The organism is Pseudomonas salicis, from assembly GCF_057128705.1.
Window position 1 is genome coordinate 80,477 of the sequence record NZ_JBSKHU010000006.1, and the last position, 26,293, is coordinate 106,769.

General features: G+C 60.1%; 25 protein-coding genes. 14 read left to right on the top strand and 11 right to left on the bottom strand.

From position 1 onward, the window contains the following. Positions 1-61: 61 nt before the first annotated feature. Positions 62-385, bottom strand: a complete 324-nt coding sequence (locus ACWKWE_RS21770) for a helix-turn-helix domain-containing protein (protein WP_166594198.1) — start codon at positions 383-385, stop codon at positions 62-64. A 178-nt stretch (positions 386-563) separates the two neighbouring features. On the opposite strand from ACWKWE_RS21770, the gene ACWKWE_RS21775 reads away from it, so the two are divergent. The 3 genes from ACWKWE_RS21775 to ACWKWE_RS21785 all read left to right on the top strand — a co-directional run bounded on the left by ACWKWE_RS21775 (position 564) and on the right by ACWKWE_RS21785 (position 2,351). Beyond that, positions 564-872 carry a DUF1484 family protein gene (locus ACWKWE_RS21775; RefSeq protein WP_483851677.1) on the top strand — a complete coding sequence of 103 codons (309 nt, stop codon included), beginning with the start codon at positions 564-566 and terminating at the stop codon, positions 870-872. A 277-nt stretch (positions 873-1,149) separates the two neighbouring features. After that, positions 1,150-1,470 carry a hypothetical protein gene (locus ACWKWE_RS21780; RefSeq protein WP_074757986.1) on the top strand — a complete coding sequence of 107 codons (321 nt, stop codon included), beginning with the start codon at positions 1,150-1,152 and terminating at the stop codon, positions 1,468-1,470. A 131-nt stretch (positions 1,471-1,601) separates the two neighbouring features. Continuing rightward, the gene (locus ACWKWE_RS21785; RefSeq protein WP_256665081.1) at positions 1,602-2,351 is read left to right on the top strand and encodes a substrate-binding periplasmic protein; all 750 of its coding nucleotides are present in this window, start codon (positions 1,602-1,604) and stop codon (positions 2,349-2,351) included. Positions 2,352-2,393: 42 nt separating this feature from the next. Here the strand turns inward: ACWKWE_RS21785 and ACWKWE_RS21790 are convergent, their stop codons facing one another. The 8 genes from ACWKWE_RS21790 to ACWKWE_RS21825 form a co-directional block, all read right to left on the bottom strand. Continuing rightward, positions 2,394-3,353: a quinone oxidoreductase family protein gene (locus ACWKWE_RS21790; protein WP_483851678.1), complete on the bottom strand. Its 960-nt coding sequence runs from the start codon at positions 3,351-3,353 to the stop codon at positions 2,394-2,396. 40 nt (positions 3,354-3,393) lie between these two features. Next, positions 3,394-3,567, bottom strand: coding sequence for a DUF1427 family protein (locus ACWKWE_RS21795; protein WP_166594195.1), 174 nt, complete (start codon positions 3,565-3,567; stop codon positions 3,394-3,396). Positions 3,568-3,798: 231 nt separating this feature from the next. Continuing rightward, positions 3,799-4,572, bottom strand: coding sequence for an AraC family transcriptional regulator (locus tag ACWKWE_RS21800; RefSeq protein ID WP_483851679.1), 774 nt, complete (start codon positions 4,570-4,572; stop codon positions 3,799-3,801). Positions 4,573-4,730: 158 nt separating this feature from the next. Beyond that, positions 4,731-5,999, bottom strand: coding sequence for an OprD family porin (locus ACWKWE_RS21805; protein ID WP_166594193.1), 1,269 nt, complete (start codon positions 5,997-5,999; stop codon positions 4,731-4,733). 251 nt (positions 6,000-6,250) lie between these two features. Further along, positions 6,251-6,454 (bottom strand): hypothetical protein, encoded by a 204-nt coding sequence (locus ACWKWE_RS21810; protein WP_166594192.1) that lies wholly within the window; start codon positions 6,452-6,454, stop codon positions 6,251-6,253. Positions 6,455-6,631: 177 nt separating this feature from the next. Further along, the gene (aguA, locus tag ACWKWE_RS21815) at positions 6,632-7,738 is read right to left on the bottom strand and encodes an agmatine deiminase (RefSeq protein WP_483851680.1); all 1,107 of its coding nucleotides are present in this window, start codon (positions 7,736-7,738) and stop codon (positions 6,632-6,634) included. A gap of 3 nt (positions 7,739-7,741) precedes the next feature. Continuing rightward, positions 7,742-8,620 carry an N-carbamoylputrescine amidase gene (gene aguB, locus ACWKWE_RS21820; protein WP_483851681.1) on the bottom strand — a complete coding sequence of 293 codons (879 nt, stop codon included), beginning with the start codon at positions 8,618-8,620 and terminating at the stop codon, positions 7,742-7,744. 291 nt (positions 8,621-8,911) lie between these two features. Next, positions 8,912-11,836, bottom strand: a complete 2,925-nt coding sequence (locus tag ACWKWE_RS21825) for an aminotransferase (protein WP_483851682.1) — start codon at positions 11,834-11,836, stop codon at positions 8,912-8,914. A gap of 278 nt (positions 11,837-12,114) precedes the next feature. Here ACWKWE_RS21825 and rfbB point away from each other — a divergent pair, with 278 nt between their 5' ends. The 7 genes from rfbB (at position 12,115) to ACWKWE_RS21860 (ending at position 19,325) form a co-directional block, all read left to right on the top strand. Beyond that, positions 12,115-13,194 (top strand): dTDP-glucose 4,6-dehydratase, encoded by a 1,080-nt coding sequence (gene rfbB / locus ACWKWE_RS21830; protein ID WP_166594188.1) that lies wholly within the window; start codon positions 12,115-12,117, stop codon positions 13,192-13,194. Continuing rightward, positions 13,191-14,066: a glucose-1-phosphate thymidylyltransferase RfbA gene (gene rfbA / locus ACWKWE_RS21835; protein ID WP_166594187.1), complete on the top strand. Its 876-nt coding sequence runs from the start codon at positions 13,191-13,193 to the stop codon at positions 14,064-14,066. The genes rfbB and rfbA overlap by 4 nt, the downstream gene beginning before the upstream one ends. Further along, positions 14,063-14,608, top strand: coding sequence for a dTDP-4-dehydrorhamnose 3,5-epimerase (gene rfbC, locus ACWKWE_RS21840; RefSeq protein WP_166594186.1), 546 nt, complete (start codon positions 14,063-14,065; stop codon positions 14,606-14,608). The genes rfbA and rfbC overlap by 4 nt, the downstream gene beginning before the upstream one ends. Next, complete coding sequence (rfbD, locus tag ACWKWE_RS21845; RefSeq protein WP_483851683.1) at positions 14,605-15,486, top strand: dTDP-4-dehydrorhamnose reductase; 882 nt, start codon at positions 14,605-14,607, stop codon at positions 15,484-15,486. The genes rfbC and rfbD overlap by 4 nt, the downstream gene beginning before the upstream one ends. Positions 15,487-15,686: 200 nt before the next feature. After that, positions 15,687-17,501 (top strand): sensor histidine kinase, encoded by a 1,815-nt coding sequence (locus ACWKWE_RS21850; RefSeq protein ID WP_483851684.1) that lies wholly within the window; start codon positions 15,687-15,689, stop codon positions 17,499-17,501. Next, positions 17,498-18,874, top strand: coding sequence for a sigma-54-dependent transcriptional regulator (locus ACWKWE_RS21855; protein ID WP_166594183.1), 1,377 nt, complete (start codon positions 17,498-17,500; stop codon positions 18,872-18,874). The genes ACWKWE_RS21850 and ACWKWE_RS21855 overlap by 4 nt, the downstream gene beginning before the upstream one ends. Next, positions 18,861-19,325 carry a YiiD C-terminal domain-containing protein gene (locus ACWKWE_RS21860; protein ID WP_483851685.1) on the top strand — a complete coding sequence of 155 codons (465 nt, stop codon included), beginning with the start codon at positions 18,861-18,863 and terminating at the stop codon, positions 19,323-19,325. The genes ACWKWE_RS21855 and ACWKWE_RS21860 overlap by 14 nt, the downstream gene beginning before the upstream one ends. A 101-nt stretch (positions 19,326-19,426) precedes the next feature. Here ACWKWE_RS21860 and cysQ read toward each other — a convergent pair whose 3' ends face one another. Together cysQ and nudE are read right to left on the bottom strand one after the other, a co-directional pair. Continuing rightward, the gene (cysQ, locus tag ACWKWE_RS21865) at positions 19,427-20,269 is read right to left on the bottom strand and encodes a 3'(2'),5'-bisphosphate nucleotidase CysQ (protein ID WP_483851686.1); all 843 of its coding nucleotides are present in this window, start codon (positions 20,267-20,269) and stop codon (positions 19,427-19,429) included. Further along, complete coding sequence (gene nudE / locus ACWKWE_RS21870) at positions 20,266-20,832, bottom strand: ADP compounds hydrolase NudE (RefSeq protein ID WP_166594180.1); 567 nt, start codon at positions 20,830-20,832, stop codon at positions 20,266-20,268. Before nudE ends, cysQ begins: the two co-directional genes overlap by 4 nt. A gap of 97 nt (positions 20,833-20,929) precedes the next feature. Here nudE and yrfG point away from each other — a divergent pair, with 97 nt between their 5' ends. The 4 genes from yrfG to ACWKWE_RS21890 all read left to right on the top strand — a co-directional run bounded on the left by yrfG (position 20,930) and on the right by ACWKWE_RS21890 (position 25,967). After that, positions 20,930-21,592, top strand: a complete 663-nt coding sequence (yrfG, locus tag ACWKWE_RS21875; RefSeq protein WP_483851687.1) for a GMP/IMP nucleotidase — start codon at positions 20,930-20,932, stop codon at positions 21,590-21,592. 218 nt (positions 21,593-21,810) lie between these two features. After that, complete coding sequence (locus ACWKWE_RS21880; protein WP_341960680.1) at positions 21,811-22,698, top strand: LysR family transcriptional regulator; 888 nt, start codon at positions 21,811-21,813, stop codon at positions 22,696-22,698. Positions 22,699-22,793: 95 nt separating this feature from the next. Beyond that, the gene (fdhD, locus tag ACWKWE_RS21885) at positions 22,794-23,627 is read left to right on the top strand and encodes a formate dehydrogenase accessory sulfurtransferase FdhD (protein ID WP_483851688.1); all 834 of its coding nucleotides are present in this window, start codon (positions 22,794-22,796) and stop codon (positions 23,625-23,627) included. Between the two features lie 9 nt (positions 23,628-23,636). Next, the gene (locus tag ACWKWE_RS21890; RefSeq protein WP_483851899.1) at positions 23,637-25,967 is read left to right on the top strand and encodes an FdhF/YdeP family oxidoreductase; all 2,331 of its coding nucleotides are present in this window, start codon (positions 23,637-23,639) and stop codon (positions 25,965-25,967) included. Positions 25,968-26,293: the final 326 nt, after the last annotated feature.

Genomic DNA, 26,293 nt, shown 5'->3' on the forward strand with positions numbered 1-26,293 from the left:
CAACAAATGAGAGATGTGGATCAATATCGTCTTCTAAACATCTACAAACTGATTGAATATTTCAGACGTTCAGGAATTTGGTCTGACCGTGTAATTCAACGGCCAATGTCAAAATCTGTTTTTTCCCTGGCGAATCGAGGCGATAAAACAGGAGCAACATTCTGGCCTCTTCATCATCAGCGCTATAAAAATAGGCGGGCGGAAGATCCAGAGCGGCGGCGATTTGAATGATGGTCAATGAATTGGGCGTGTGTTTATTGTTTTCGTATTGATTCATCCGCGCACTGGCGGAGGCGGGATCGATCCCTGATTCAATGCCCAAACGCTCCTGGGACAGCCCGGCAGCCGTTCGGGCTTCCTTCAATCGTTTGCTAAAAATGCTCATTTATTAGCCGCTAAAAGGCTAAGAGATTCTTAGAATCAGATTGACCGCGTACTAAGACATACTTAGGATTTGAAATTATCTGTAGGGCCTTTTTTGTAGATCATGAAATTTGGCGAGCAACAACTGCCCGCTTTCAGACAAATGCCACACTTCCCTCCACACTCAGAGAGCGTCGCCCATGAATATCGAAGCACGCCTCTGCTCACTTGAGCTTTTGCTTGAAAATAGCGTCCAGGGTAAGGCCCCAATACCTGCGGCCCGCGTACTGGAATGGTTGACTGAGTTGAAAGATGTAAAGAGCCATGTGGGCGCCGTCAGCGCGGCGATGCAGCAGGTCGCGAACGTTAATATGGCGCTGGCGTTGACGACCCGCCTGCTTGAGGCGGCTCACACCGAAAAGCTCGATGCGGATCAGATCTGGTGCTTGATCGATCCGTTACGCGAAAAGCTGGATAGCGCCGTAGAGGAGATGAGGCTGTCTCTGTGATAGCACGATTGGGCTGAGGGATGTCGAATCATTGTCCTGCAGCCCCTGATTCTGCCAGACGGTCTCCCGAAGCTGACTCAAAACCCTCGTCGCCCCCACCATTCGTCGTCAACGCTGACCAACAAGCCTCGCACACCCGAGCCTCTGCGGCAGCGATCTCACGCGCCCCCTCCCCGATCACGCGCCCATCTAGTAACGTATAGGCATTCCGACTGGCCCGCGCCTTCGCCCGCAGCGACAGCGAGCCGTCACCCGAAACACGAGAGAAGGCCCAACCGTGCACAATGTTCGATTGATCAAATACGTCTGGACTCACCAGACCCCCGAAATTTCTTCTGAATGGTCGAAGCTTCTGTATGAGGTCGAGTTGCCGTTCGTGCCCTTCCATGGCCTGAACATTCAGCTGCCCGATCAACGCGCCTGGCGAATCCGGGACGTTGAATGGAACGTTGAAGAGCAGACCTTTCGCTGTCACATCGAAGATCAGTTCATGAACCTGCTGGACGTCGACGATTCCTATGAGGACTGGATCGACATGTTGCTCGAATGTGGATGGGAACTGAGCGGCCGCTACACCAATGAGCACAACAAGACGTGAGTCTTGTGAAGCCCTCGCAGCTTGAATGTTGTACCTTTCCAGCAAAATCATGAGCGGCTTTCCGACCGACTCGTGAGCCAGGCAAGAGGCCTGCCCTGACAGGCCCTGTATTTACCTTGAGCGCTGCTGCCATGAAATGGATTTCCCGCTTTATCCGATACGCCATCAGTGCGGTATTGGCAGGCCCACCCATGGCATTCGCCACCTCCGCCGTTGACCTTTACGTTCCCGAAGCGCCACCGTTGACCATGCTCAATCAGGCAGACGCGCACGGCATCGTGGGCGACATTGTGGTACAGGCAATGGCGATGACAGGGTACTCGGGCAACTTTGTCTCTCCACCCTGGCCCCGTGCACAACGGGAAGTCAGCAGTGGCAAAGACATGCTGATCGCCCCTCTCACGCGCACGCAAAGCCGAGAAGGCCTCTTCACCTGGATCGCCCCGGTGATGACGATGGACCGTACGTTTTTCAGCCTCGACCAGCGCGTCGATACCTTCGACGAAGCAAAGAAAGCCTTCAAGCTCATCGCAGTGGGAATCGGCACAGCGCAGGAAACCCGTCTACGCGAAGAAGGCTTCCCTGCCTCGCAAATCTACCCGTTGAAGATCGGTGAAAACCCGGCGCAAATGCTGCTCAAAGGACGTGTGGATGCGTGGTTCAACGGCGTGCCTGAAACCCGCTACATCTGGAAGCAAATCAGCGACCGGCCGCTGGTGATGAGCCGAGTGTTGATGACCGCAAACCTCTACCTGGCCTGCTCCAAGGATTGCGATCCGCAGATGGTCGAACGCCTGCGGACGGCCCTCGATACGCTGGAAGCCAATGGCACGTCGGCGAGGATTGAGGCGGGGTATGTGAAAGGGTTGCCGGTTTGGTGAGATTGGGCGAACGCAGCAAGGTTCGCCCAGCGACGCGAGGGATCACGGCAGCAGAATAATCTTGTCCGCACTCCCCTCATTCACTTCTGCGTAACGCGCGAGCCCTTCTTCAATTGGCGTCTCGATCAAGTCGGTCGGCAGCGGCAAGGTGCCGTCGTCGAACAGTTTGCCGAACTGTTCCAGCATCCGCGCGCAGGCTTCGACGCCGTACAGCAGCGAATTGACGCCCACCACCGAGCCACCTTTTCGGTACAGCGCCAGCGCTGGCAACTGGACGTGGCCGTCCACCGGGGCGGCGATGATTGCGATGCGCCCGAATGGGGCCAGTGCCTGAACCGACGCGGGCAGCCAGAAACCGGTGGTGTCGAAGATCACGTCCGCGCCGCCCTGGAAGACTGCGTTCACTTGGGCCGAGAGTTCTTCAGGCTTGCCCAGCAGAATGGCGGTGTAGCCTTGGTCCTGAAGAGCTTTGACCTGTTCCGGACGGCGTACGGCAGCCAGCACTTGGGCCCCGCGGACTTTAGCCAACGCGATGGCAGCGCTGCCGACCGCACCATTGGCACCGATCACCAGCAGGCGGGTGTCGGCTTTTACCAGGCTGCGCTCCAACGCATCCCATGCAGTGGTGTACGGCACGCCAAGACTCGCGGCCTGCACGAAACTCAAGGACTTGGGTTTGAGCGCTACGCCTTTGGCTGACAACGTGATGTAACCCGCGTGGGAGCCATTACGCGAGAAACCGATCTGGTTGCCTGTGCCCCAGACTTCCTCACCGATCAACTCACTTGGACCTTCGACGACGACGCCCGCGAAGTCGCGACCGGGCACCCGTGGCAGCGTCGTGTAAGGGAAACGGCCCAGGACGTTTTTCACGTCGCTCGGGTTCAGGCCTGCCGCTTTGATCTGTACGAGAACCTCATCCGCTGCAGGAACGGGAGTGGGCAGTTCGACGACTTCCAGTGCAGCCAGGTCGCCGGTTCGGGAAAATTGCAGTGCTTTCATGGCGTTCAAATCCAGAGTGGGAATACAGAATTCGTTCTATTCAGGACATCAGGTTGGCGAACAACTGGCGGCCCATGGGCCACAGCTTTTCGCCCGCCTGCATGCCGAGCAGCCCGACCAACGCCACCAAGGGCGGCGCGGGTGAGCGAAAGTCGAGTGCGCCGTACAGCAAGCCGACGGCGATACCAATGGCGAGTGAAATGATGTAGCTCATGACGAACTCCGGGACCGTGTGTCGTGAAGCACGACAGCGTTGGCGATGGACCAGAGTTTAGGGAAAGGTGGAAATGCCTACCGGCCAAGTGCTTCTGAATTTCGGACAGGCTGAGTGCGATGGCTGACCTGTAGGAGTGAGCTTGCTCGCGATAGCAGTGAATCAGTCGGTTCATTCATGTCTGACACACCGCCATCGCGAGCAAACTCACTCCCACAAGATGTCTGGCGATTACGCCATTTCGCCCAACGGATACTGCGATGGCGCCATCCCCAGCTCACGACGGAACATGTCGCTGAAACTGCTGGGGGAATACCCCATCGAACGCGCAATGGTGCTGACCGACACGCCCTGAATGATCTCCGCCACCGCCGTCGCCAATTGCACCTGCCTGCGCCATTCGGCGAAACCCATGCCCAGCGTGCCCTGAAACAACCGGGACAGCGTGCGTACGCTGGCCCCGGCGTTTTCGGCATGTTGCTCGAACGAGACGCCAATGGACGGTTCGATCATCACCGCCTGACAAATATTCATCAGCCGACGGTCGCTGTCGTCAGGCATCGGCACCTTCAGCAACGAGCGCTTTGCCCGGCGTAGCTCCAGCAACGCCAGACCGACCAAGGCACTGTAATACTCGGAATCCTTGTCCTGCTCGGCCACCAGATGGACGATCAGCTCGCGCAACAGCCGCGCCACTTCGAATACCTGAACGGTCGGCTCCAGCGTCTCGGACAACGCCGGACGTAAGTAGATGTTGCGCATCTCCAGGTCGGACACCACACGAATGCCATGAGACACCCCCGGCGGCAACCAGACCGCCCGCTGTGGCGGCACCACTAATGCCTCGTTGGGTGTTTCGACCCACATTACCCCCGACATCGCATAGAGCACCTGCCCCCAGTCATGCTCATGCGGTTCGATGTAAAGCCCACGCGGGTACGTGCGCGAAACACGCTGAACCGGAACGGTGGTGTTAGTGAGATCGGGAGGTGCGGCAAGGGCCATGGGGGGTGACCAACAAAAGATCGGGTGTGGGCAATGTTAGCGACGCGGGGTCGAAGATGACCAGCGATTAGCGTATCCAGGCGAGCGCTCGAACAAAAACGCCCCGATCTCTCGACCGGGGCGCTCTTTTGCAGCTTCAGCTCAATCGCCGTTCAACATTAGAAAACGTTGATCGGGTAGGTGATGAAGATGCGGGTTTCGTTACCGCCAACGTTGTAGTTGGAAGCGTTGTCCGATACACGCAGCCAGGAATTGCGCAGGCGCAAAGAGAGGTCTTTGGCCGGGCCGCTCTGGACGACATAGGTCATCTGGCTGAACAGTTCGTGCTCTTCGCCATCGCCACGGTTGGTGCCATCGTCGATGTTGTCGCCGCGCACGTAAGCCACTTTGTAGCTCAGGCCTGGAGTCACGAGGGTCGACAGGTTAACGCCGTAGCCCAACTGCCACGAACGCTCGTCCTTGGCGTTGAAGTCCGACCAGTAGGAGTTGGTCAGGTAGATGGAGTTGCCGCCATCGCTGAAGCCGCCATTGTTGCGATAGCCGCCGTAGTTGTAGCCGGTTTCGCCGGTGCTGCGCTGGTGCGCGATGGTGAAGGAGTGGATGCCCACTGCCCACGTCGCCGCCAGGCTCCAGATCTTGTTGTCACGGGCGTCATCGACCGCCACGTCACGATCCAGCTTGGTCTTGTAGCCGTTGAAGTCGAACGTCAGCGACTGATCGGTCGGCAGCGCGAGGACGTAGTTCAGGTTGACGTACTGCTTCTTCAGCGTGTCTTCGTCGTCGGAGGCGTAGTAGGCCGCGCTGAACGCATCGGAGAATTTGTAAGCGCCGCCGTAGACGTTGATGCTTTTCAGATCACCGCTGTCGCGGCCTTCCGCACTCTTGCGGGTCTGAGCAGTGAAGCGGCCTGCAACCAGCGTCAGGTCCTTGATCTCTTTCGAGGTGATCATGGTGCCGGTATAGGTTTCTGGCAGCAGACGCGAGTTGTCGTAACTCAGCACCGGCAGCTCCGGCATCATGTCGCCGTATTTCAGCTCGGTGTTGGAGATGCGGAATTTGACCGCGCCGCCGAAGCGGGACAGGTCGTCAGCCGCTTTGCCGTTGCTGTCTTGCTTGAAGAAGTCGATGCCGCCGGCGCCGCTTTTACCGCGACCGCCGTCCAGACGAACGGCGTACAGGCCGAATGCGTCAACGCCGACGCCCACGGTGCCCTGAGTGTAACCGGACGAGTAATTGGCGATGAAGCCTTGGCCCCATTCAGCGCGGTCTTGAGGACCACCTTTGTAATCGCGGTTGATGTAGACGTTACGCAGATTGACGTTGAGGCTGCTGTCTTCGACGAAGCCTTTGGAGTCGGCTTGGCCATCAGCCATGACCTGAGTGGCCGCCAGGATGCCCAGAGCGAGCAGACCGATACGCTGTTTCATCTTGTTGTCCTTATAGGCAGATTGATCTCGCGCTGTGGCAAAAACCGGACAGGTAATTGCGTCTCCCCAGACTTACTTTCAGTCCCGGAAGCCCGCACGAAATCATCGCAGTGGACTACTGATGCACGTACATGGCGCTTGGCCACAGGCGGTTGAGGCGCGAATGCTATCGCCAGCACCGATGGGTGTCAATTTGATGAAGGCCGAAACGATGAAGTGCGCCTACTCCAGATTGGAATAGGCGCGCATGATCATTTGTGCCAAATACCGAGCAACGCCTCGATTTCCGCATCGTTGATGAGGCCAGAGGGGTAGCGCTCGGAGAGCATGGCCCGGTAATCCGGAGCCTGGTGTTTTGAAGCCTGGGTTATCCGTAACCAGTCCGCCATCATCTGCCGTGCTTCACTGCTCGCAGACAAACCTCGAGTCACGCGTGGCTCATGACCTGCGTTCATAGGGATAACCTCTTGCGTCTTGGACTGCGAAATCTACGGAGCTTTTGTTACAGACGAACGACTCGTGTCACCGTCAAGCCTTCGTGGAAACACCCCCTCGCCGAAAAACGAGAAGTCGCTACCCACAAAAAAGCCCGTCGTTCGACAGGCTTTGATGAGAGCAAGAAGTGAACCAACTCAGCGGCGGTGCGGCGCTGGTTGCTGCTGCGTCAGGCAATGGATATTGCCGCCGCCCAGCAGCAGCTCACGGCCTGGGACCATGACCACTTCATGTTCCGGAAACAGGCGTTGCAGGATCTGGCGTGCCGTTTCGTCGAGCGGATCATTGAAACTCGGGGCAATGATGCCGCCGTTGACGATCAGGAAGTTCACGTACGAACCGGCCAGGCGCACCGATGGGTTGCGTTCCTGGCTGCCGTGCACCTGATCGACGCCTGCGCACTCTTCTTCCGTGGCGAACAACGGACCGGGAATCGGCATCTTGTGCACGACGAACGGTCGCCCCTTGGCATCACGCGCGTTTTCCAGAATGCCCATGGCGGCCTGACAGCGCGGGTAATTGGGGTCTTTCGGATCATCGGTCCACGCCAACAGGACTTCACCCGGACGCACGTAACAGCAGAAGTTATCCACATGCCCGTCGGTTTCGTCGTTGTACAAACCCTCCGGCAGCCAGATGATTTTCTCGACCGACAGGTGATCGCGCAGCACGGCTTCAATCTCTTCCCGAGAGAGATGCGGGTTGCGGTTGCGATTGAGCAGGCATTCCTCGGTGGTGATCAGCGTGCCTTCGCCGTCGACGTGAATCGAGCCGCCTTCCAACACGAATCCTTCAGTGACGTAACGCGGGCAGCGTTCGATTTCCAGCACTTTGCTGGCGAGCTGTTCGTCCAGATTCCACGGCGAGTACAGGCCGCCATCGAAACCGCCCCACGCGTTGAAGCCCCAGTCCACGCCGCGCACCTCGCCTTGGTCATTGATGACGAAGGTCGGGCCGGTATCACGCACCCAAGCGTCGTCGTTGCTGATTTCGACGACACGGATGTTCGGCACATCAAGACGCGCGCGGGCGTTGTCGTATTGCGCAGCGGATACGGCGACGGTCACAGGTTCGAAGCGGGCGATCGCCTTGGCCACCGCGACATGGGCGCTCTGCACGGGTTTACCGCCCAGGCGCCAGTTGTCAGGGCGCTCAGGCCACACCATCCAGGTCTGGGTTTGCGGGGCCCATTCGGCGGGCATGTAGAAGCCGTCGGCGCGTGGTGTACTGTTGAGTGTGGTCATTGATCAGGACTCCAGTGAGCCATCGAGGGTTTTGAGTGGGCCGTACAGGTTGGGACGGCGGTCACGGAAAGTGCCCCAGGCACTGCGAATGTGTTCCAGTTCATCGAGGTCGAAGCGGTGCACGAGCACGCCCTCCTCGGTTTGATTCAGTTCCTCGACTTTCTCGCCAAACTGATTGGCGATGAACGAGGAGCCATAAAACGTGATGTCGTAGCCGTCTTGAGCTTCGTTGCCGATGCGGTTGCTCGCGACCAAAGGCATCAGGTTAGCGCCTGCATGGCCCTGTTGCACCCGTTGCCAGTGATCGCGAGAGCTGATGGTCTTGTCGTGGGGCTCGCTGCCGATGGCGGTCGGGTAGAACAGAATCTCCGCCCCGAGTAACGCCATGCTGCGCGCGCACTCCGGAAACCATTGGTCCCAGCAGATGCCGACGCCGATTTTCGCGTAGCGGGTGTTCCAGACCTTGAAGCCCGTATCACCGGGGTTGAAGTAATACTTCTCGTGATAGCCGGGGCCGTCCGGGATGTGGCTCTTCCGATAAATCCCGAGGTTGCTGCCGTCCGCGTCGATGATCGCGATGCTGTTGAATCGCGCCCGCCCGGCGAGTTCGAAAAAGCTGATCGGCAGCACCACTTGCAGCTCTTTCGCGACTTTCTGGAAATGCGCAATGGCCACGTTGGTGTCGGTCGACGTCGCCAACTGCAGGTATTCGGGGTTGGGCTTCTGGCAGAAATACGGGGTTTCGAACAGCTCCTGAATCAGGATGATCTGCGCGCCCTTCGTCGCAGCGTCACGCACCAGCCTTTCGGCGGTCTCGATATTGGCGTCCAGCTCCCACGAACAGGCCATCTGGGTGGCAGCGACAGTGACGATACGGCTCATGACAATCTCCGGCGACAAAGACGAAGGGCGCGTCATCGTGACAGATCAGCGATGACAATCTGGCGTCTTTATAGCCGATAAATATCCGTATTTAAAGCTATTACGAAATTCCTTAATTGAATTTAGGCTGATAAATCCGATATTAATCTGAAAATACATACCCCTGTGGGAGCGAATTCATTCGCGAAACGGTGGAACAGACGACGCAGATGCGTCGAATGTACCAGCCATTCGCGAATGAATTCGCTCCCACAGACGACCGCCCCATGCCTGACAGGGACGCAGGTTCAATTAACCTTCAAGCTCAGCCAGAACCTTCGAAACGCTGTCCACGAAGAAATCCACGCTACGGCGCGTCGTCACCATCGGCGGTTTGATCTTGAGGATGTTCAGGTAATCACCGGTAGACTGCATGAAGATGCCCAGCTCACGCAGCCGGTCGCACAGGTAAGTGGTCTCTTCTGTGGCGGGTTCCAACGTTTGGCGATTGCGCACCAGCTCCAGGCCCAAATAGAAACCCGAACCGTGGGCCGCGCCCACCAGGGGATGCAGGTCGATCAGCGCCAGCAGCCGTTCCTTGAAATAGCCGCCCACCACCTGCGCGTTCTCCCACAACCGTTCCTCTTCCATGACATCCAGCACCGCCAGACCGATCTGGCAGCTCACCGGACTGCCCCCCGCCGATGAGAAGAAATAGCCCTCGGCTTCCAGCGCCTCAGCAATCTCGCGCCGCGTGATCACCGCGCCAAGCGGGTGGCCGTTGCCCATCCCCTTGGCCATGGTGATGATGTCCGGCACCACGCCCTGCTCTTCAAAGCCCCAGAAATAGTGCCCAAGACGGCCGTACCCCACTTGAATCTCGTCCGCGATGCACACCCCGCCCTGCGCGCGGACTTTCTGGTACACCTCGCTCAAGTAACCCGGCGGCAGCGAGATGCCGCCCGCGTTGCCGTACACCGGCTCGCAGATGAAACCCGCCACCTGACGCCCCTGCCCGGCCAGTCGCGCCAAGTGCGCATCCACGCTTTTCAGGTAGAACGGCGTGCTGTCCGCACCACGCGCTTCGCCCCGATACGTGTTCGGCGCGACCACCGGATGCACCCAATCCGGACGCGTGCTCAACGCCTGCGGGTTGTCGGCGATGGACGTGGAAATCGCATCGGTCGCCACCGACCAACCGTGATAAGCCTCCAGCACGCTCAAGACATCGCGCCCGCCGCTGTAGGCCCAAGCCAACCGGATTGCCAGATCGTTCGCTTCGGTGCCGCTGTTGACCAGAAACACCCGATCCATCCCTTGCGGCGCCAGCTTGAGCAGACGCTCGGAGAATTCAGCGATGGACGCGTAATGAAAGCGCGAGTTGGAGTTGAATAACGACCATTGCCGCGCCGCGACCTGCGCCATGCGCGGATGACCATGACCGAGGACTGCGACGTTATTGAGCATGTCCAGATACGAACGGCCTTGCATGTCGATCAGGTGATTGCGCCAACCACGCTCGATCTGCGGCGGTGCCTGGTAATAGTGCTTCTGTGAGCGAGCGAAACTGGCGTCGCGACGGGCCAGCAACTCGGCAGCGTCTGAGGGGAGCGAGGCGTCGCAATCGAACCCCAGCAACCCGCTTGGCGACGGGCACAACGTGCGCCAGCCGGCAGCGCGGGAGGGCGTACAAAACAGCGGCGGGCTGACGTTGCGTTCGGAACACAGCTGCACGATCAATGAACCGCCGCCCTGCCCGATCACATCGCTGGCCCCGAACTCGACTCCGGAATCGAAATCTGATCGCACGCCCCACAGGCGCAGGTTCGAATGGGCACCGACGAGCATTAACGCGCCGTCGGCGGTGTGTCGCAAGGTGCCGTGAAAAGGCGCGTGCACCGCCGTCCCGTGGGGGATCAGCAGTTCGACGTGCAGCGCGAAGGTGTCCGGCTCATGGGCGCTGTCGGGCAGCGTTCGGGAGAGCCGGAACTCCCCGTAGCGACTGGCGGCCAGGCCGTGCTGGTGGGCCGCCTCCTTGAGGAGCGTCTCGTCGATGCCGCTCTGCTCCCAGTTTCCCGCCTCGAAATGCTCGCTGAGGACACCCAAATCAACGGTTTTGAATGCCTGCCCCGCCAGACTTGGCAACAGGGGCGAAAACGGCGTTTCGCCTTTTGATTCGTGGGTCGTTTCAAGACCCACGGCGTCCAGAATCGCAGCTTCCATCAACGCCATCGGCACCGAAGTCGCCACGTCGAAGATGTTCCATTCGCTGTCGAGGTTGGCCTGAATGTAAGCATTGTCCGGCTCGACACTGGCGTGTTGCTCACTGCTGAGCACCAGCACCGCCGAGCGATTGACGATCAACGGCCACAGCGCTTTCAGCTCTTCGATCTGCAAGGGGTTGATTCGGTGATACGCCTGAATCGCCGGCAGGATGTACAGCGGATCGCCTTCGGCATGGTGCAGCAGCGCGGCGCAGGTCACCGAGAGGTCCGCGATGCGCCAGGTACGCACCACATCGCCGAAGTCGATCAGGCCCTGCAACTGCCACATATGGTGTCCGTCCCGTTCCCAGACGACGTTGTATTCCGTGATGTCCAGGTGAATGGCTTGCATCGGCAATGCAGCGATCAATGGCAATAACCGGGCATGGGCCTGGTCCGTTGCATTGGCGATGCATGCGCGCTCGTCAGCGTTTTCAATCACTGGCTGCAGGTGCTTGATCAGCGCGCTCGCATGGCGAGGGTCCCATTGCAGAATGCGCTCCAGCCCCGGATGGTCGAAGTCAGCCAGTGCGACATCGACCTTGGCACACAACTCAGCCAAACGGGTCACCACGTCCCGGCTCAGGTGTTGAACATCGGCCAGCGACTGCCCGTCGATGAACTCCAGCAAGCGCACGTGCACCGCGTTCCCACCCACCTCGACCGACAAGATGTCGTCGCCGCTGACCGCAGGCACCACCCCCGGCACCCGTAGATCGGGATGCGCTCCGAGGTGCCGAAGCGTCGCATGCTGGGCCGCCAACTCAGCGGTGGCGTAGTCGCCACGGCAGATCTTCAACACAAAGCGCCGCCCTTCGTTTGTGTCCAGCAAGAAATTTCGGTCTTGCTGACTGCCCAATTCCTTCAACGAACCCACCAGCCCGTAATGCACCGAAAGCAGTTCGGCCGCCTGGTCGGGAGTGACCTCCGGGCAAGGCAGGCTGGATCGATGAATCAGGGTGGCGAGCGGCATATGAAGGGTCTCGGGGCAGGATGAACGCGCAATATCGCCAGTTGCTCGTGAAATGCGCAACCCTGCAACAGTGCAACGTAAAGAAATCATTTAGCTGATCGATAGATAGCGTAGTCGTTACACGAATGAAACACTTGCGGCGGTTTTATGACGCTAATCGGGTCTGGCCATCAATTAATTTCATGGCCTTCGGGGCGTTTGTGCCTTGCGCCTGTCACCGCCCGCCCACAAGCTATGCTTCGTAATCTTGACGTCCATCCAGGGAAGAAGGTCTGGCTATGCGAATACTTGTCACCGGTGGCGCCGGATTTATCGGTTCGGCGCTGATCCGTCATCTGATCAATAACACCGACCACGACGTACTGAATTTCGACAAATTGACGTACGCAGGCAACCTCGAATCGCTGCACAGCATCGTGACGAACACCCGCTACGAATTCGTGCAGCAGGACATCGTCAATCAGGCCGAAGTCAGCAAGGTGCTGGCGCGTTTCAAGCCTGACGCGATCATGCACCTGGCAGCGGAATCCCACGTGGACCGCTCTATCGACGGCCCGTCGGAATTCATCCAGACCAATATCGTCGGCACTTACAGCCTGCTGGAAGCGACTCGCGGTTACTGGCTGACCTTGCCTGAGGCCGAGCGCGCCGCGTTCCGCTTCCACCACATTTCCACCGATGAGGTGTACGGCGACCTGCATGGCGTCGATGACCTGTTCACCGAAACCACGCCTTACGCGCCCAGCTCGCCCTATTCGGCCAGCAAGGCGGCGTCCGATCACCTGGTTCGCGCCTGGCAACGCACCTACGGCCTGCCAGTCGTCGTGACCAACTGCTCGAACAATTACGGGCCGTTCCACTTTCCGGAAAAGCTCATCCCGCTGGTGATCCTCAACGCCCTCGCGGGCAAACCGCTGCCGGTCTACGGCAACGGCCTGCAAGTGCGGGACTGGCTGTTCGTCGAGGATCACGCCCGCGCGCTGCTGAAGGTCGTGACTGAAGGCAAGGTCGGCGAGACCTACAACATCGGCGGCCATAACGAGCAAAAGAACATCGACGTGGTGCGTGGCATTTGCGCCCTGCTTGAAGAACTGGCGCCGGAGCAGCGCAAAGGCGTGGCCAACTACGCGGACCTGATCACTTACGTGACCGACCGCCCTGGCCATGACATGCGCTACGCCATCGACGCGAGCAAGATTGAACGCGAACTGGGCTGGACGCCGGAAGAAACCTTCGAATCCGGGCTGCGCAAAACCGTGCAGTGGTATCTCGACAACCTGGAATGGTGCCGTAACGTGCAGGACGGCAGCTACCAGGGCGAACGCTTGGGCACCAACGTGAAGGATCTGATCGCATGACTAAAGGAATCGTACTGGCAGGCGGGTCGGGCACACGCCTGCACCCCATCACCCTCGGGGTCTCCAAGCAACTGTTGCCGATCTACGACAAACCGATGATCTACTACCCGATCTCGGTGCTGATGCTGGCGGGCATCAAGGAAATCCTGGTCATTTCCACGCCGCTGGACCTGCCGCAATACAAGGCCCTACTCGGTGATGGCAGCCAGTTCGGCGTGCATTTCCACTACGCCGAACAACCCAAGCCGGACGGTCTCGCGCAGGCGTTCCTGATCGGCGAGGAGTTCATTGGTGACGATTCGGTGTGCCTGATCCTGGGCGACAACATCTTCCATGGTCAGCACTTCAGCGATCAGCTCAAGCGAGCGGCTGAGCACACCTCGGGCGCAACCGTGTTCGGCTATTGGGTCAAGGACCCGGAGCGCTTCGGCGTGATTGATTTCGACGAGAACGGCCACGCGCTGTCCATCGAAGAAAAGCCCAAGGCACCGAAGTCCAGCTACGCCGTGACGGGTTTGTATTTCTACGACAACGGCGTCATTCAGATCGCCAAAGACGTGAAACCGTCGCCACGGGGCGAGCTGGAAATCACCGACGTCAACAACGCTTACCTCACACGTGGCGACCTGCGCGTCGAGCGTTTCGGGCGGGGCTTTGCCTGGCTCGACACTGGCACTCACGACAGCCTGCTCGACGCCTCGCAATATGTGCAGACCATCGAGCATCGTCAGGGCCTGAAAGTGGCGTGCCTCGAAGAAATTGCGTATCAGAACGGCTGGATCGATCGCGATCATCTGCTCAAACGGGCTGACTATTTTGGCAAGACCGGCTACGGTCAGTACCTGTTCAAAATTGCCGGGGAAAGCCAGTGAACGTCACTCAAAGCGAGTTGCCAGAAGTGCTCATCATCGAGCCTAAAGTGTTCGGTGATGAGCGCGGTTTCTTCTACGAAAGCTTCAATGCCAAAGCCTTCGCCGAAGCCACCGGGATTACCGATCAGTTCGTGCAAGACAACCACTCGCGTTCACAGAAAGGCGTGTTGCGCGGTCTGCATTATCAAATCCAGAACCCTCAAGGGAAGCTGGTGCGCGTCACGGCGGGCAAGGTGCTGGACATCGCTGTCGACATCCGCCGCAGCTCGCCGCACTTCGGCAAATGGTTCGGCCTTGAGCTGTCGGCGGAAAACGCCCGCCAGCTCTGGATTCCACCAGGATTCGCCCACGGCTTCGTGGTGCTCAGCGATCACGCCGAGTTCTTGTACAAGACCACCGACTACTACACGCCGTCTGCCGAACGCTGCATTCGTTGGGACGACGAAGAGCTGGGCATCGACTGGGGCCTGAGCGACGCGCCAACCTTGTCAGCGAAGGACCAGGTCGGCAAAAGCCTCAAAGACGCGGAATTGTTCCCGTGAGTGCGCCACTGCGGATTCTGATCAGCGGGCAACACGGCCAGGTCTCGCAAGCGCTGCAGCACACTCTGAAGGACCTCGGTGAGCTGATCGTGGTGGGTCGCGACCAGCTCGATTTGAGTGCGCCGGAGTCGATCCGCAATGTCGTGCGTGAGGTCAAACCGGACCTGATCATCAACGCTGCCGCTCACACGGCAGTGGATCAGGCCGAAAGCGAACCCGACCTGGCCTACGCGATCAACGCGACTTCTCCCGGCGTATTTGCTGAAGAAGCTGCCGCGCTGGGCATCCCATTCATTCATTACTCCACCGATTACGTGTTCGATGGCAGCAAGAACGAAGCATGGACGGAAACAGATACGCCCCACCCGCTGGGCGTCTACGGCAGCAGCAAACTCGCCGGGGAGCAGGCCATCGAAAAGGCCGGTGGTCAGTACCTTATCCTGCGCACCAGTTGGGTCTATTCCCTGACCGGCCGCAACTTTCTGCTGACCATGCAACGCCTGCTGCAAGAGCGCGAAAAACTCACCATCGTGGCCGACCAGATAGGCGCACCGACGTGGGCGGGCACCATCGCGCAGAGCACGCGGGCGTTGATAGAGCGCTGGCGTGACGGCGAGTCGGGCGCATGGGGCGTGTATCACCTGACGGCCAGCGGCGAAACGTCATGGGCAGGCTTTGCCGGGGCGATTGGTCAGGAACTGATCAAGGTCGGGAAGCCGTGCGCGACAATTGAGCCGATCCCTTCCAGCGCCTACCCAACCCCCGCCAAACGCCCGCTCAACTCCCGTCTCGATTGCAGCCGCCTGCAACAGGAATGGGGCGTGAGCCAGCCGGATTGGCACGCTGCATTGCTGGAGTGCTTAGCTCAGCAGCGATAGGCATAATGTCGCCTATCAGATGCCGCGTGGCACTGGCCGAACGATGCTTCGCTTGACCTAACGCCTTCGCGAGCAAGCTCACTCCTACATTCAACGGCTCCCGCCTGTAGGAGTAAGCTTGCTCGCGATAGTGACGGCATGAGCGACACGGGCCAAATGCCTGTCACACAAGCATCGCAACGGACTCACCGGGCGATTTCATGACCAGCACTTCCTCTCTCCCCCGTCGCCCTCGCTGGCGCAGCCTCGCGTTATTGGCGTTGATCCTCGCGCCGCTGCTGTGGCCGCTCGAACGCCTGGCCGAGCGTTATTACCTCAATGAGCTGCTGAGCCAGAACCGTCAGACGCTGGACCTCTACGTCGCCAACCTGCTCGGCACCCTGCACCGTTACGAAGTGCTGCCACAAATCCTTGGTGACCTGCCGGGCTTACGCGCCATGCTGGCCAACCCTCAGGACAAGCAGACCCAAGAGCAGGCCAATCTGCTGTTGATGAACACGGCCCAGCAAACCGGCGCGGAAGTCATTTACCTGATGGCGCCTAACGGCGAAACCCTCGCGGCATCCAACTGGGACAAGCGCGACAGTTTCGTGGGTCGGAATTTCGCCTTCCGCCCGTATTTCAGCAACGCCATGGCCGGCAAACTGGGTCGCTTCTTCGGCTTGGGCACCACGTCGGCCAAACGCGGGTATTTCTTCGCCGCCGCCGTGCATGACGGTAACACTGTCATCGGCGTGCTGGTGGTCAAGGTCGATCTGGACCTGACCGAAACCCTGTGGGGCAAGACGCCCGAACAGCTGTTGGTCACCGACCACAACGGCGTGGTGATCCTGACGTCCAACCCGGCCTGGCGTTTCCGCGCGACACGGCCGCTCAGCGAAGAAGAAAAACAGGCCATCGTTGCGATTCAGCCGTACCCGACCCGCGACCCGCGCCCGCTTCAACTGAATGAAAACGGCTGGCTGACCCAGACCCAGCAGATCGACGAAACCGGCTGGAGCGTGAACATCCTCGCCCCGAAAGTGCTGGTCTCGCGTCCAGTGCGCACGGTGCTCGCCATCGGCGGCGCGACGTTGCTGGTGCTGATGTTGCTGCTCGGCATCATGATGCAGCGGCGGCGTCACTACCTTGACCGCATCAACTTCGAAGGCAAAGCCCGCCGCGAACTGGAAGTGCGGGTGATGGAACGCACCAGCGACCTGGAAGGCTTGAACCAGCGGCTGCGCCAGGAAGTGCTGGAACGGGAACATGCGCAGCAGGAGCTGTTTCGTGCGCAGGACGAGCTGGTTCAAGCGGGCAAGCTGTCGGCGCTGGGCACCATGTCGGCCAGCATCAGCCATGAGCTCAACCAGCCGTTGGCGGCGATTCGCAGCTACGCAGAAAACGCCGAAGTGCTGCTCGATCACCAGCGCACCGACGATGCGCGGGGCAACCTCAAGCTGATCAGCGAACTCACGGGGCGCATGGCGTCGATCATCGCACACTTGCGGGCCTTCGCCCGGCGTGACCGGCACGCGCCTGAAAGCGTGGCCCTGCAACCAGCGCTTGATGACGCGCTGGCCTTGCTCGCCAAACGACGCCGCGCCATGGACGTCGAGCTGATTCGCGACCTGCCCGACGCCACGCTGTGGGTGCAGGCTGGCGAAACCCGCTTGCGGCAGGTGCTCGGCAATTTGCTGGCGAACGCACTGGACGCCCTCACCGAGAAAGGCCCGCCGCGCAAATTGTGGATAAGTGCCGAGTACAACGCCGAGGGCGTCAACCTGTACATTCGCGACAACGGCCCGGGCTTTTCCCGTGAGGCGTTGGAGCATGCGCGCGAACCCTTCTTCACCACCAAGACGCGCACGCAGGGCCTGGGGCTGGGCCTTGCGATCTGCGATACGCTGATGCGCGCGCTGGGCGGCGAACTGCTGTTCGCCAATCACCCCGAGGGGGGCGCGCTGCTGACGTTGCGCATGCGCACCGGGGCTTCAGGGGTCAGTCTTCAACCGCCGGAGGATCTATCTGCATGACCACGGACACCGCCATCGACAGCCGTATTCAGGTTGTGCTGATCGACGACGACCCACACTTGCGTCAGGCCCTGAGTCAGACGCTGGACCTGGCAGGTCTGAAAGTCCTGCCGCTGAGCGACGCCACTGGCCTGCAAGCCCGCATTGAGCGTGACTGGCCGGGGGTGATCGTCAGTGACATCCGCATGCCAGGCATCGACGGCCTCGAACTGCTCAATCAACTCCACGCACAAGACCCGGAACTCCCGGTACTGCTGATCACCGGTCACGGCGATGTACCGCTGGCAGTCCAGGCGATGCGGGCCGGGGCCTATGACTTTCTGGAAAAACCCTTCGCCAGCGACGCGCTGCTCGACAGCGTGCGCCGGGCACTGGCCTTGCGCCGGTTGGTGCTGGACAACCGGAGCCTGCGTCTCGAGCTGAGTGATCGTCAGCAACTGAGTGCGCGACTGGTCGGCCTCTCGCCCCAGATGCAGCGCTTGCGCGACCAGATCGGTGCACTGGCGGCCACGAAGGCCGATGTGCTGATTCTCGGTGAAACCGGCGCCGGCAAAGAAGTCGTGGCCCGCGCGCTGCATGATCTGTCCAACCGTCGCAACGGCCCTTTTGTTGCGATCAACGCGGGCGCGCTGGCGGAGTCGGTGGTCGAGAGCGAGCTGTTCGGTCACGAGCCGGGCGCTTTCACCGGGGCGCAAAAACGGCGCATCGGTAAATTCGAATTCGCCAACGGCGGCACGCTGTTTCTCGATGAGATCGAGAGCATGAGCATGGACGTGCAGGTCAAGCTACTGCGGCTGTTGCAAGAACGGGTGGTCGAACGGCTGGGCGGCAATCAGCAGATTCCGTTGGACATTCGCATCGTCGCCGCCACCAAGGAAGACCTGCGCCACGCCGCCGATCAAGGCCGTTTCCGGGCCGACCTGTATTACCGTCTGAACGTCGCGCCGCTGCGCATTCCCCCTCTGCGCGAACGAGGCGAGGATGCACTGGTGCTGTTTCAGCATTTCGCGGATGCCGGGAGCCTGCGTCACGGCTTGCCTCGCCACGAACTGCAACCGGGGCAACGGGCAATGCTGTTGCGCCACAGTTGGCCCGGGAATGTGCGCGAGCTGCAAAATGCCGCCGAGCGTTTTGCGCTGGGTCTGGAGTTGGAACTGGAAGGCACGTCGCCGCACATACCTGCCTCGACCGGTGGCCTAAGTGATCAAGTCGAAGCCTTCGAGCGCGCTCTGATTGCCGCCGAACTGACCCGCCCTCACAACTCTGTTCGCAGCCTCGCCGAAGCCCTGGGCATCCCCCGCAAAACCCTGCACGACAAACTGCGCAAACACGGCCTGATCTTTAGCGGTGGCGGGTCCGATGACAACGAATGAATCTGCGGCCAGCTACCTGGAAACCGTGCTGCATCACGACATCCCCCTGACCCGCGACATGGGCATGAAAGTCATCGCCTGGGAAAACCATCAACTGCGCCTGCACTTGCCGCTGGCGCAGAACATCAACCACAAGAGCACGCTGTTTGGCGGCAGCCTGTATTGCGGCGCCGTGCTGGCGGGTTGGGGTTGGCTGTACCTGCGGTTGAAAGAAGCCGGGATCGACGACGGCCATATCGTGATCCAGGACGGCCAGATCAGCTATCCGCTGCCGGTGAAGCGCGACGGCGTGGCAATTTGCGAAGCGCCGGATGACGCGACCTGGGAGAAATTCCTGAAGCTGTATCAGCGTCGCGGGCGTGCGCGATTGGCGCTGAACACCCGAATCGTGGCCGAAGGGTCGGACGACTCAGCGGTGGAGTTTGTTGGGCAGTATGTGTTGCATAAATAAGCGCGGCATCAGCGGACGCAGAGCGTCGAAGGCGGCATTCCCACGCGGAGCGTAGGAACGATCGGAATCGTGTCCGCAGCAGAATGTTGAGTTGGCTGCGATCAGCCTTTCGCCAACTCCACCAACGCCCCGCGCCACGGCGCATTGCCCGGCAACGCCAGAAAAAACCCGTTAAGCAGCGACTCACGCGCCGGGTAATCGAACGTTTCGCCCATCAGGTCCAGCACCACACCGCCCGCACCTTCAAGCACACCCTGCGCAGCGGCGGTGTCCCACTGCGAAGTCGGGGCCAGACGCGGGTAGCAATCAGCCGAACCCTCTGCCAGCAGACAGAATTTCAACGAGCTGCCGATGTTGGTCAGCTTCAGTTCGCCCACCACGGAAGAAAGTCCCGCGAGCAACGCCTCCTGCTCCGGGCTGGAATGGCGACGGCTGGCGACCACGGTAAACGCCTCGCCCACTCCTGGCCGATTACGCACGGCGATCGGTTCGACGTGATCAACAGCATCGCTGCGCCAGGCCCCCAGGCCCGCTCCGCCAAAGTAACAGCGGTCGTTGGTCGGCATCGATACCACGCCGAACACAACGCGCCCGTTCTCGACCAGCGCGACGTTGACGGTGAACTCTTCGCTGCCGGAGATAAATTCCTTGGTCCCATCCAGCGGATCGACCAGCCACCAACGCTGCCACTGGCTGCGTTCGCTCAATGGAATGTTGGCGTCTTCTTCGGACAGGATGTGAATGCTCGGGTCCAGCGCTTTCAGTCCCGCTACCAACAGCTCGTGAGCGGCCAGGTCGGCAGCGGTCACGGGGGAATTGTCGGATTTGGACGTCACTTCAACGCCCGAGCGCCAGAACGGCAGAATGGCTTCTCCCGCGCGACGGCAGAGGTCGATCACCGGGGCCAGCAACGGGTGGGGCAAACCAGCGAACAGATCAGTCATGGCTGGAAGACCCCGCGCTGGGTCAACAGATCGCGGGTCAGATACAACGCAGCCAAGGCGCGACCTTCTGAGAACTGCGGGTGCTGCGCCAGGCTGGCGAGTTCGCGCAGGTTGATCTTGTCCACGCGCATCGGCTCAGGCTCGTCGCCCTCAAGGCGCTCTTCATACAGATCGGTGGCCAGCACCACTTGAATCTTCTGACTCATGTAGCCCGGCGACAGCGACAGCTCAGTCAGATGTTCAAGGTTGCGCGCCCCGTAACCCGCTTCTTCCTTGAGCTCACGGTTGGCGGCGGCCAGCACGTCTTCGCCCGGCTCGACCAGCCCTTTGGGCAAGGACAGCTCGTATTCATCGGTGCCGCCGCAATATTCTTCCACCAATACGGCGTGGTCGGCGTCGAGCATCGCCACGATCATCACCGCCCCGTAACCGTTGCCGCGTCCGACCAGACGCTCATAAACGCGTTCGACGCCATTGGAAAAGCGCAATTGCACTTCTTCGACTCGGAATAGACGGCTGCTCGCGACGATTTCACGGGCGAGTACGGTGGGTTTCTGGCGCATGACAAGCTCCTTGGCGTAGACGGGTTACTATACCGTGGCTTTTCTGAATGTCTGTGTCGGAAAACCACAGCGACTTATTCAATGCCGAGAGACCCGTATGCCTTCTTTGCCCTGGCGCGACATCGACACCGTTCTGCTGGACATGGACGGAACACTGCTCGACCTGCACTTCGACAATCATTTCTGGCTTGAACACCTGCCTAAACGCTACGCGGAGCTGCATGGCGTGAGCCTCGCGATGGCGAAAATGGAGCTGACGCCGCTGTTTGAGAAGAACGCAGGCACGCTGAACTGGTATTGCACCGATTTCTGGAGCAGCGAACTGAAGCTCTCGGTGAAAGAGCTGAAAGTGGAAATTGCCCACCTGATCGCGCTACGCCCCGACGCCGAGCTGTTTCTGGGCGCCATCAAACAGGCTGGCAAGCGGGTGATCATGATCACCAATGCACACCGGGATTCGTTGTCGTTGAAGATGCAGCGGCTGGAGCTGGCGCCCTATTTCGAGCGGCTGATCAGCTCACACGATTACGGCTACCCCAAGGAAAACCCGCAGTTCTGGGACGCGTTGCACGCAGATATCGATTTCGATCCGGCACGCAGTCTGTTCATCGACGACACCTTGCCAATCCTGCGCAGCGCCGGACGTTATGGCGTGAAACACCTGCTGGCCGTGCGTGAACCCGACAGCCGCAAGGGGCCGAAGGAGACCGAAGAATTCGACGCCGTTGAAGATTACCGGACGCTTATCCAAGGCCTGTGATCGTTCCCCTGTCACACACCAATCCTTGTGGGAGTGAGCTTGCTCGCGATGGATGCCTGGAACAAACAGGTATGTATCGAGTGTCAGGCCTATCGCGAGCAAGCTCACTCCTACAGGTTGCCCATTGCGCAACTGTTCGTCCCAGTCCCAATCATCACCCCATGCGACATCCTGCCGCGCTAGAATCCCCGAGCCGACCTGTGCCTTGCGGAGTGAAGATGGACATCAAACAGCTGAAATTCCTGATCGCCCTCGACGAAACCCGTCATTTCGGGCAGGCGGCTGCGCGTTGCCACATCACTCAGCCGACCCTCTCCATGCGTCTGCGCAGTCTGGAAGAAGAGCTGGACCTGCCGCTGGTCAATCGGGGGCAGCGTTTCGAAGGTTTCACAGCCCCCGGCGAGCGCGTGCTGGCGTGGGCACGTACGGTGTTGGCGGCCTATGACGGTTTGCAGGCCGAAGCCGCTGCCTGTCGCGGTCACCTCGTCGGCACCTTGCGATTGGGCGTCGTGCCACTGTCCAACTTCGATCCGCTGCCGTTGCTGCAACGCCTGCACAACAATCACCCAAGCATGCGCTTCGAATTGTCGTCCCTCAGTTCCGAACAAATCCTCGACCAACTGGCGAGCAACCGGCTCGACCTCGGCGTTTCATACCTGGAACGGCTGGACTCGGAACGCTTCGACTCGCTGGAGCTGGCGGAAACGCGCATGGGCCTCATGTACGACCAGCGCCACTTCAGCTTCGGTGACGCCCCCCTGAGCTGGGAGAGCCTGATCGAATTGCCGTTGGGCATGCTGACCAGCGGCATGCACTTTCGTCAGTCCATCGACCACAACTTCCAGACCCGCGGGCTGGAACCCCAGCCGCTGATCCAGACCGACGCCGTCCATCAACTGCTGCAAGCCGTTCAGGCCGGTTTCTGCTGCGCGATCATGCCGCTGGACGGCGGGCTCGAAACGCTGACAGATCACCTGCGTCTGCAGCCCATCGAACAGGCGCAGACGCTGGCCCGCCTGGGACTCATCATGCGCCGCTCGGCGCCACGATCCGCGCTGGCCGAGGCGTGCTTTGGCGAGTATCACAAAATGATCGCAGCATCTTGATCGACGTCATCTATTACGGCATCAGTACTAGCGATTAGACGCCATCCGACGAGAGGCCTAGGCTAGGGGCCTGGAAACTCTGCCGGTACGTCCCGATGCATACCAAGCACAAGGAAAGCACGGCGCCCGCAAAACAACTGCCCGCGCCTGCCGCAAGCCAGCCCTACACCTACTCGAATCTGGAGCACGACGCTTCTGAGCCCACCGTGCTCGCGGAAGAAGTGGCGCTGGCCATTGCCTTTAACGGCATCAGCCAGGCGGTGATGCTGGTGACGCCCTCCGATCTGGAAGACTTTATCGTCGGTTTCAGCATCGGCAGCGGCATCATCGAATCCCCCGATGAAATCTACGACATCAAGCTTGGCGGCTGCGGCTCTGCACAAACGGCGGAAGTCGAAATCGCCAGCCGCGCGTTCTGGAACCTCAAGACTCAGCGTCGGCAAATGGCCGGAACCACCGGTTGCGGCCTGTGCGGGGTCGAAGCCGTGGAACAGGCCTTGCCTGAGCTGAACGTACTCCCCGGCGCTCCGCTGCCCCCGGCCGAATGGCTTCACGGCCTGCGTGAGCGCCTGGACGAATTCCAGCCGCTGGGCCAGTACTGCGGCGCCGTCCATGCCGCGATGTTCATGAACGACAAGGGCGAACTGCTGCTCGGTCGCGAAGACATCGGTCGCCATAACGCCCTCGACAAACTGATCGGGGCGCTGATCCGCCAGCACATTCCCACGGCGGGCGGCCTGGCGGTCGTAACTAGCCGTTGCAGCCTCGAATTGATCCAGAAAGTCTTGCGTGCCGGGATACAAACCCTTGTCAGCCTGTCCTCGCCTACCGGCCTGGCGCTGCAATGGGCGCGTCGGCACAACCTCAACCTCATTCATCTGCCAAAACACAGCGCGCCGCGGGTCTACAGCCCGGCCTTGGAGAATTAACGCGTGAGCATGCACAAACAAGCCGACAAGACCCCCGTCCCTCGCTACAAGCCTTATAAAGGTCCGGCCGGCGGATGGGGTGCGCTGATCAGTGTGAGTAAAGCCTGGCTGACCAGTGACAACGCGCTGAAAAACCTGCGCATGATGCTCAAGACCAACCAGAACGGCGGCTTCGACTGCCCGGGCTGTGCGTGGGGCGACTCGCCGGAAAGCGGTCTGGTCAAGTTCTGTGAAAACGGGGCCAAGGCGGTCAACTGGGAAGCCACCAAGCGTCGCGTCGACCCGTCTTTCTTTGCCCGCTACAGCGTCAGCGCGCTGTTGGAGCAGAGCGATTACTGGCTGGAGTATCAAGGTCGCCTGACCGAGCCGATGGTCTACGACGCCCAGACCGATCGTTACAAGCCGATCGCATGGGACGACGCGTTTGCGCTGATCGCCAAGCACCTTAACAATCTGCCCAGCCCGAACATGGCCGAGTTTTACACCTCGGGGCGGGCCAGCAACGAAGCCGCCTATCTGTATCAGCTGTTCGTGCGCGCCTACGGCACCAATAACTTCCCTGACTGCTCCAACATGTGCCACGAGGCCAGTGGCGTTGCGCTGTCGCAAAGTGTGGGCGTCGGCAAAGGCACCGTGACCTTCGACGACTTCGAACACGCCGACGCGATCTTCGTGTTGGGCCAGAACCCTGGCACCAACCACCCGCGCATGCTTGAACCGCTGCGTGAAGCCGTACAGCGCGGCGCCCAGGTGGTCAGCGTCAATCCGCTCAAGGAGCGTGGCCTGGAACGTTTCCAGCACCCGCAACATGCGCTGGAAATGCTCACCAACGGCTCCGAGCCGACCAATACCGCGTTCTTCCGCCCTGCACTGGGCGGTGACATGGCCATGATGCGTGGCATGGCCAAGTTCCTGCTGCAATGGGAACGTGAAGCCCAGGCCAAGAATGAGCCAGCCGTGTTCGACCACGCCTTCATCAACGAGCATACCGACGGCGTGCAGGATTACCTCGCCACCGTCGACGCGACCTCATGGGAATTCATCGTCGAGCAATCGGGCCTGACGCTGGACGACATCGAGCTGTCTGCCCGGATGTATGCCCGCGCCAAGAACGTGATCATGTGCTGGGCGATGGGCATCACCCAACATCGCCATTCGGTGCCGACCATCCAGGAAGTCGCCAACCTGATGCTGCTGCGCGGCAACATCGGCAAGCCCGGCGCGGGCCTGTGTCCGGTGCGTGGCCACAGTAACGTGCAGGGCGACCGCACCATGGGGATCAACGAGCGTCCACCGGCGTTCTTCCTCGATGCGCTGGAAAAACGCTTCCAGTTCAAAGTGCCGCGCGAAAACGGCCACAACGTCGTTGAAGCGATCCACGCGATGCTGGAAGGGCGCTCGAAAGTGTTTATCGCCTTGGGCGGCAACTTTGCTCAGGCAACCCCGGACAGCACGCGTACGTTCGAAGCCCTGGGCAATTGCGACCTGACCGTGCAGATCAGCACCAAGCTCAATCGCAGCCACCTGGCCCACGGCAAGGAGGCGCTGATCCTGCCGTGCTTCGGTCGCACCGACATCGATATCCAGGCTGAAGGCCCGCAGGCCGTCACCGTGGAAGACTCCTTCAGCATGGTTCACGCATCCAACGGCCAGTTGAAACCGCTGTCGCGTCACATGCGCTCCGAGCCCGCCATTCTGGCAGGCATCGCCAACGCCACCCTGGGCAAGCAGCCTGTGGACTGGCTGTGGCTGGCGGCAGATTACGGGCGTATTCGCGACCTGATCGCCGACACCATCCCGGCGTTCAAAGACTTCAACGAGAAGATCAAGAACCCCGGCGGCTTCTATCTGGGCAGCACGGCCGGTTCGCGCAAATGGAACACGCCAAGCGCACGCGCCAATTTCAAGGCAAACGAGCTGCCGGTCGATCTGGTGCACGAAAGCATTCGCGGGACCGGCATCATTCCGGACCTGATCATGCAGTCGATGCGCTCCCACGATCAGTACAACACCACAATCTATGGGCTGGACGATCGCTATCGCGGCGTGAAAGGCCAGCGTGACGTGATGTTCCTCAACGAAGCCGACATCGTGCGCCTGGGCTTCGTACCCGGCCAGAAAGCCGACATCGTGTCGATCTGGGGCGATGACATCGAACGGCGCGTGAAGGGCTTTACCCTGCTGCCGTTCGATATTCCGGCGGGCCAGGCAGCGGCTTACTACCCAGAGGTCAACCCGCTGGTGCCACTGGAAAGCATTGGCGATGGCAGCCATACGCCAACGTCCAAGTTCGTGGCGATCAAGCTGGAGCGGCACGCCGAGGTGGCGCGGATTATTTAACTAACGCCGCTATCCCCTGTAGGAGCGAATTCATTCGCGAAAGGGTCTTGAAGTCGACAGTGATGCGTCGAGTGTACTGACGCTTCGCGAATGAATTCGCTCCTACAGATGATCCTCGTACACCCAAATCCACGTGTGCTCGCTGGCACAGTACTGCCCACAAAAAAGGCCCAAATCGCATGATTTGGGCCTGTGGGAAGTAATCTAGGACTCGTCAAACCTTACTAAGTTCCGCATCAAAAACAATAACTTAGGCTTTTGTATACAAGTCGTGTTATTCGTCGGATTTCGATTGTGACATTTTCTTCATGATTGCAGGATCGCGT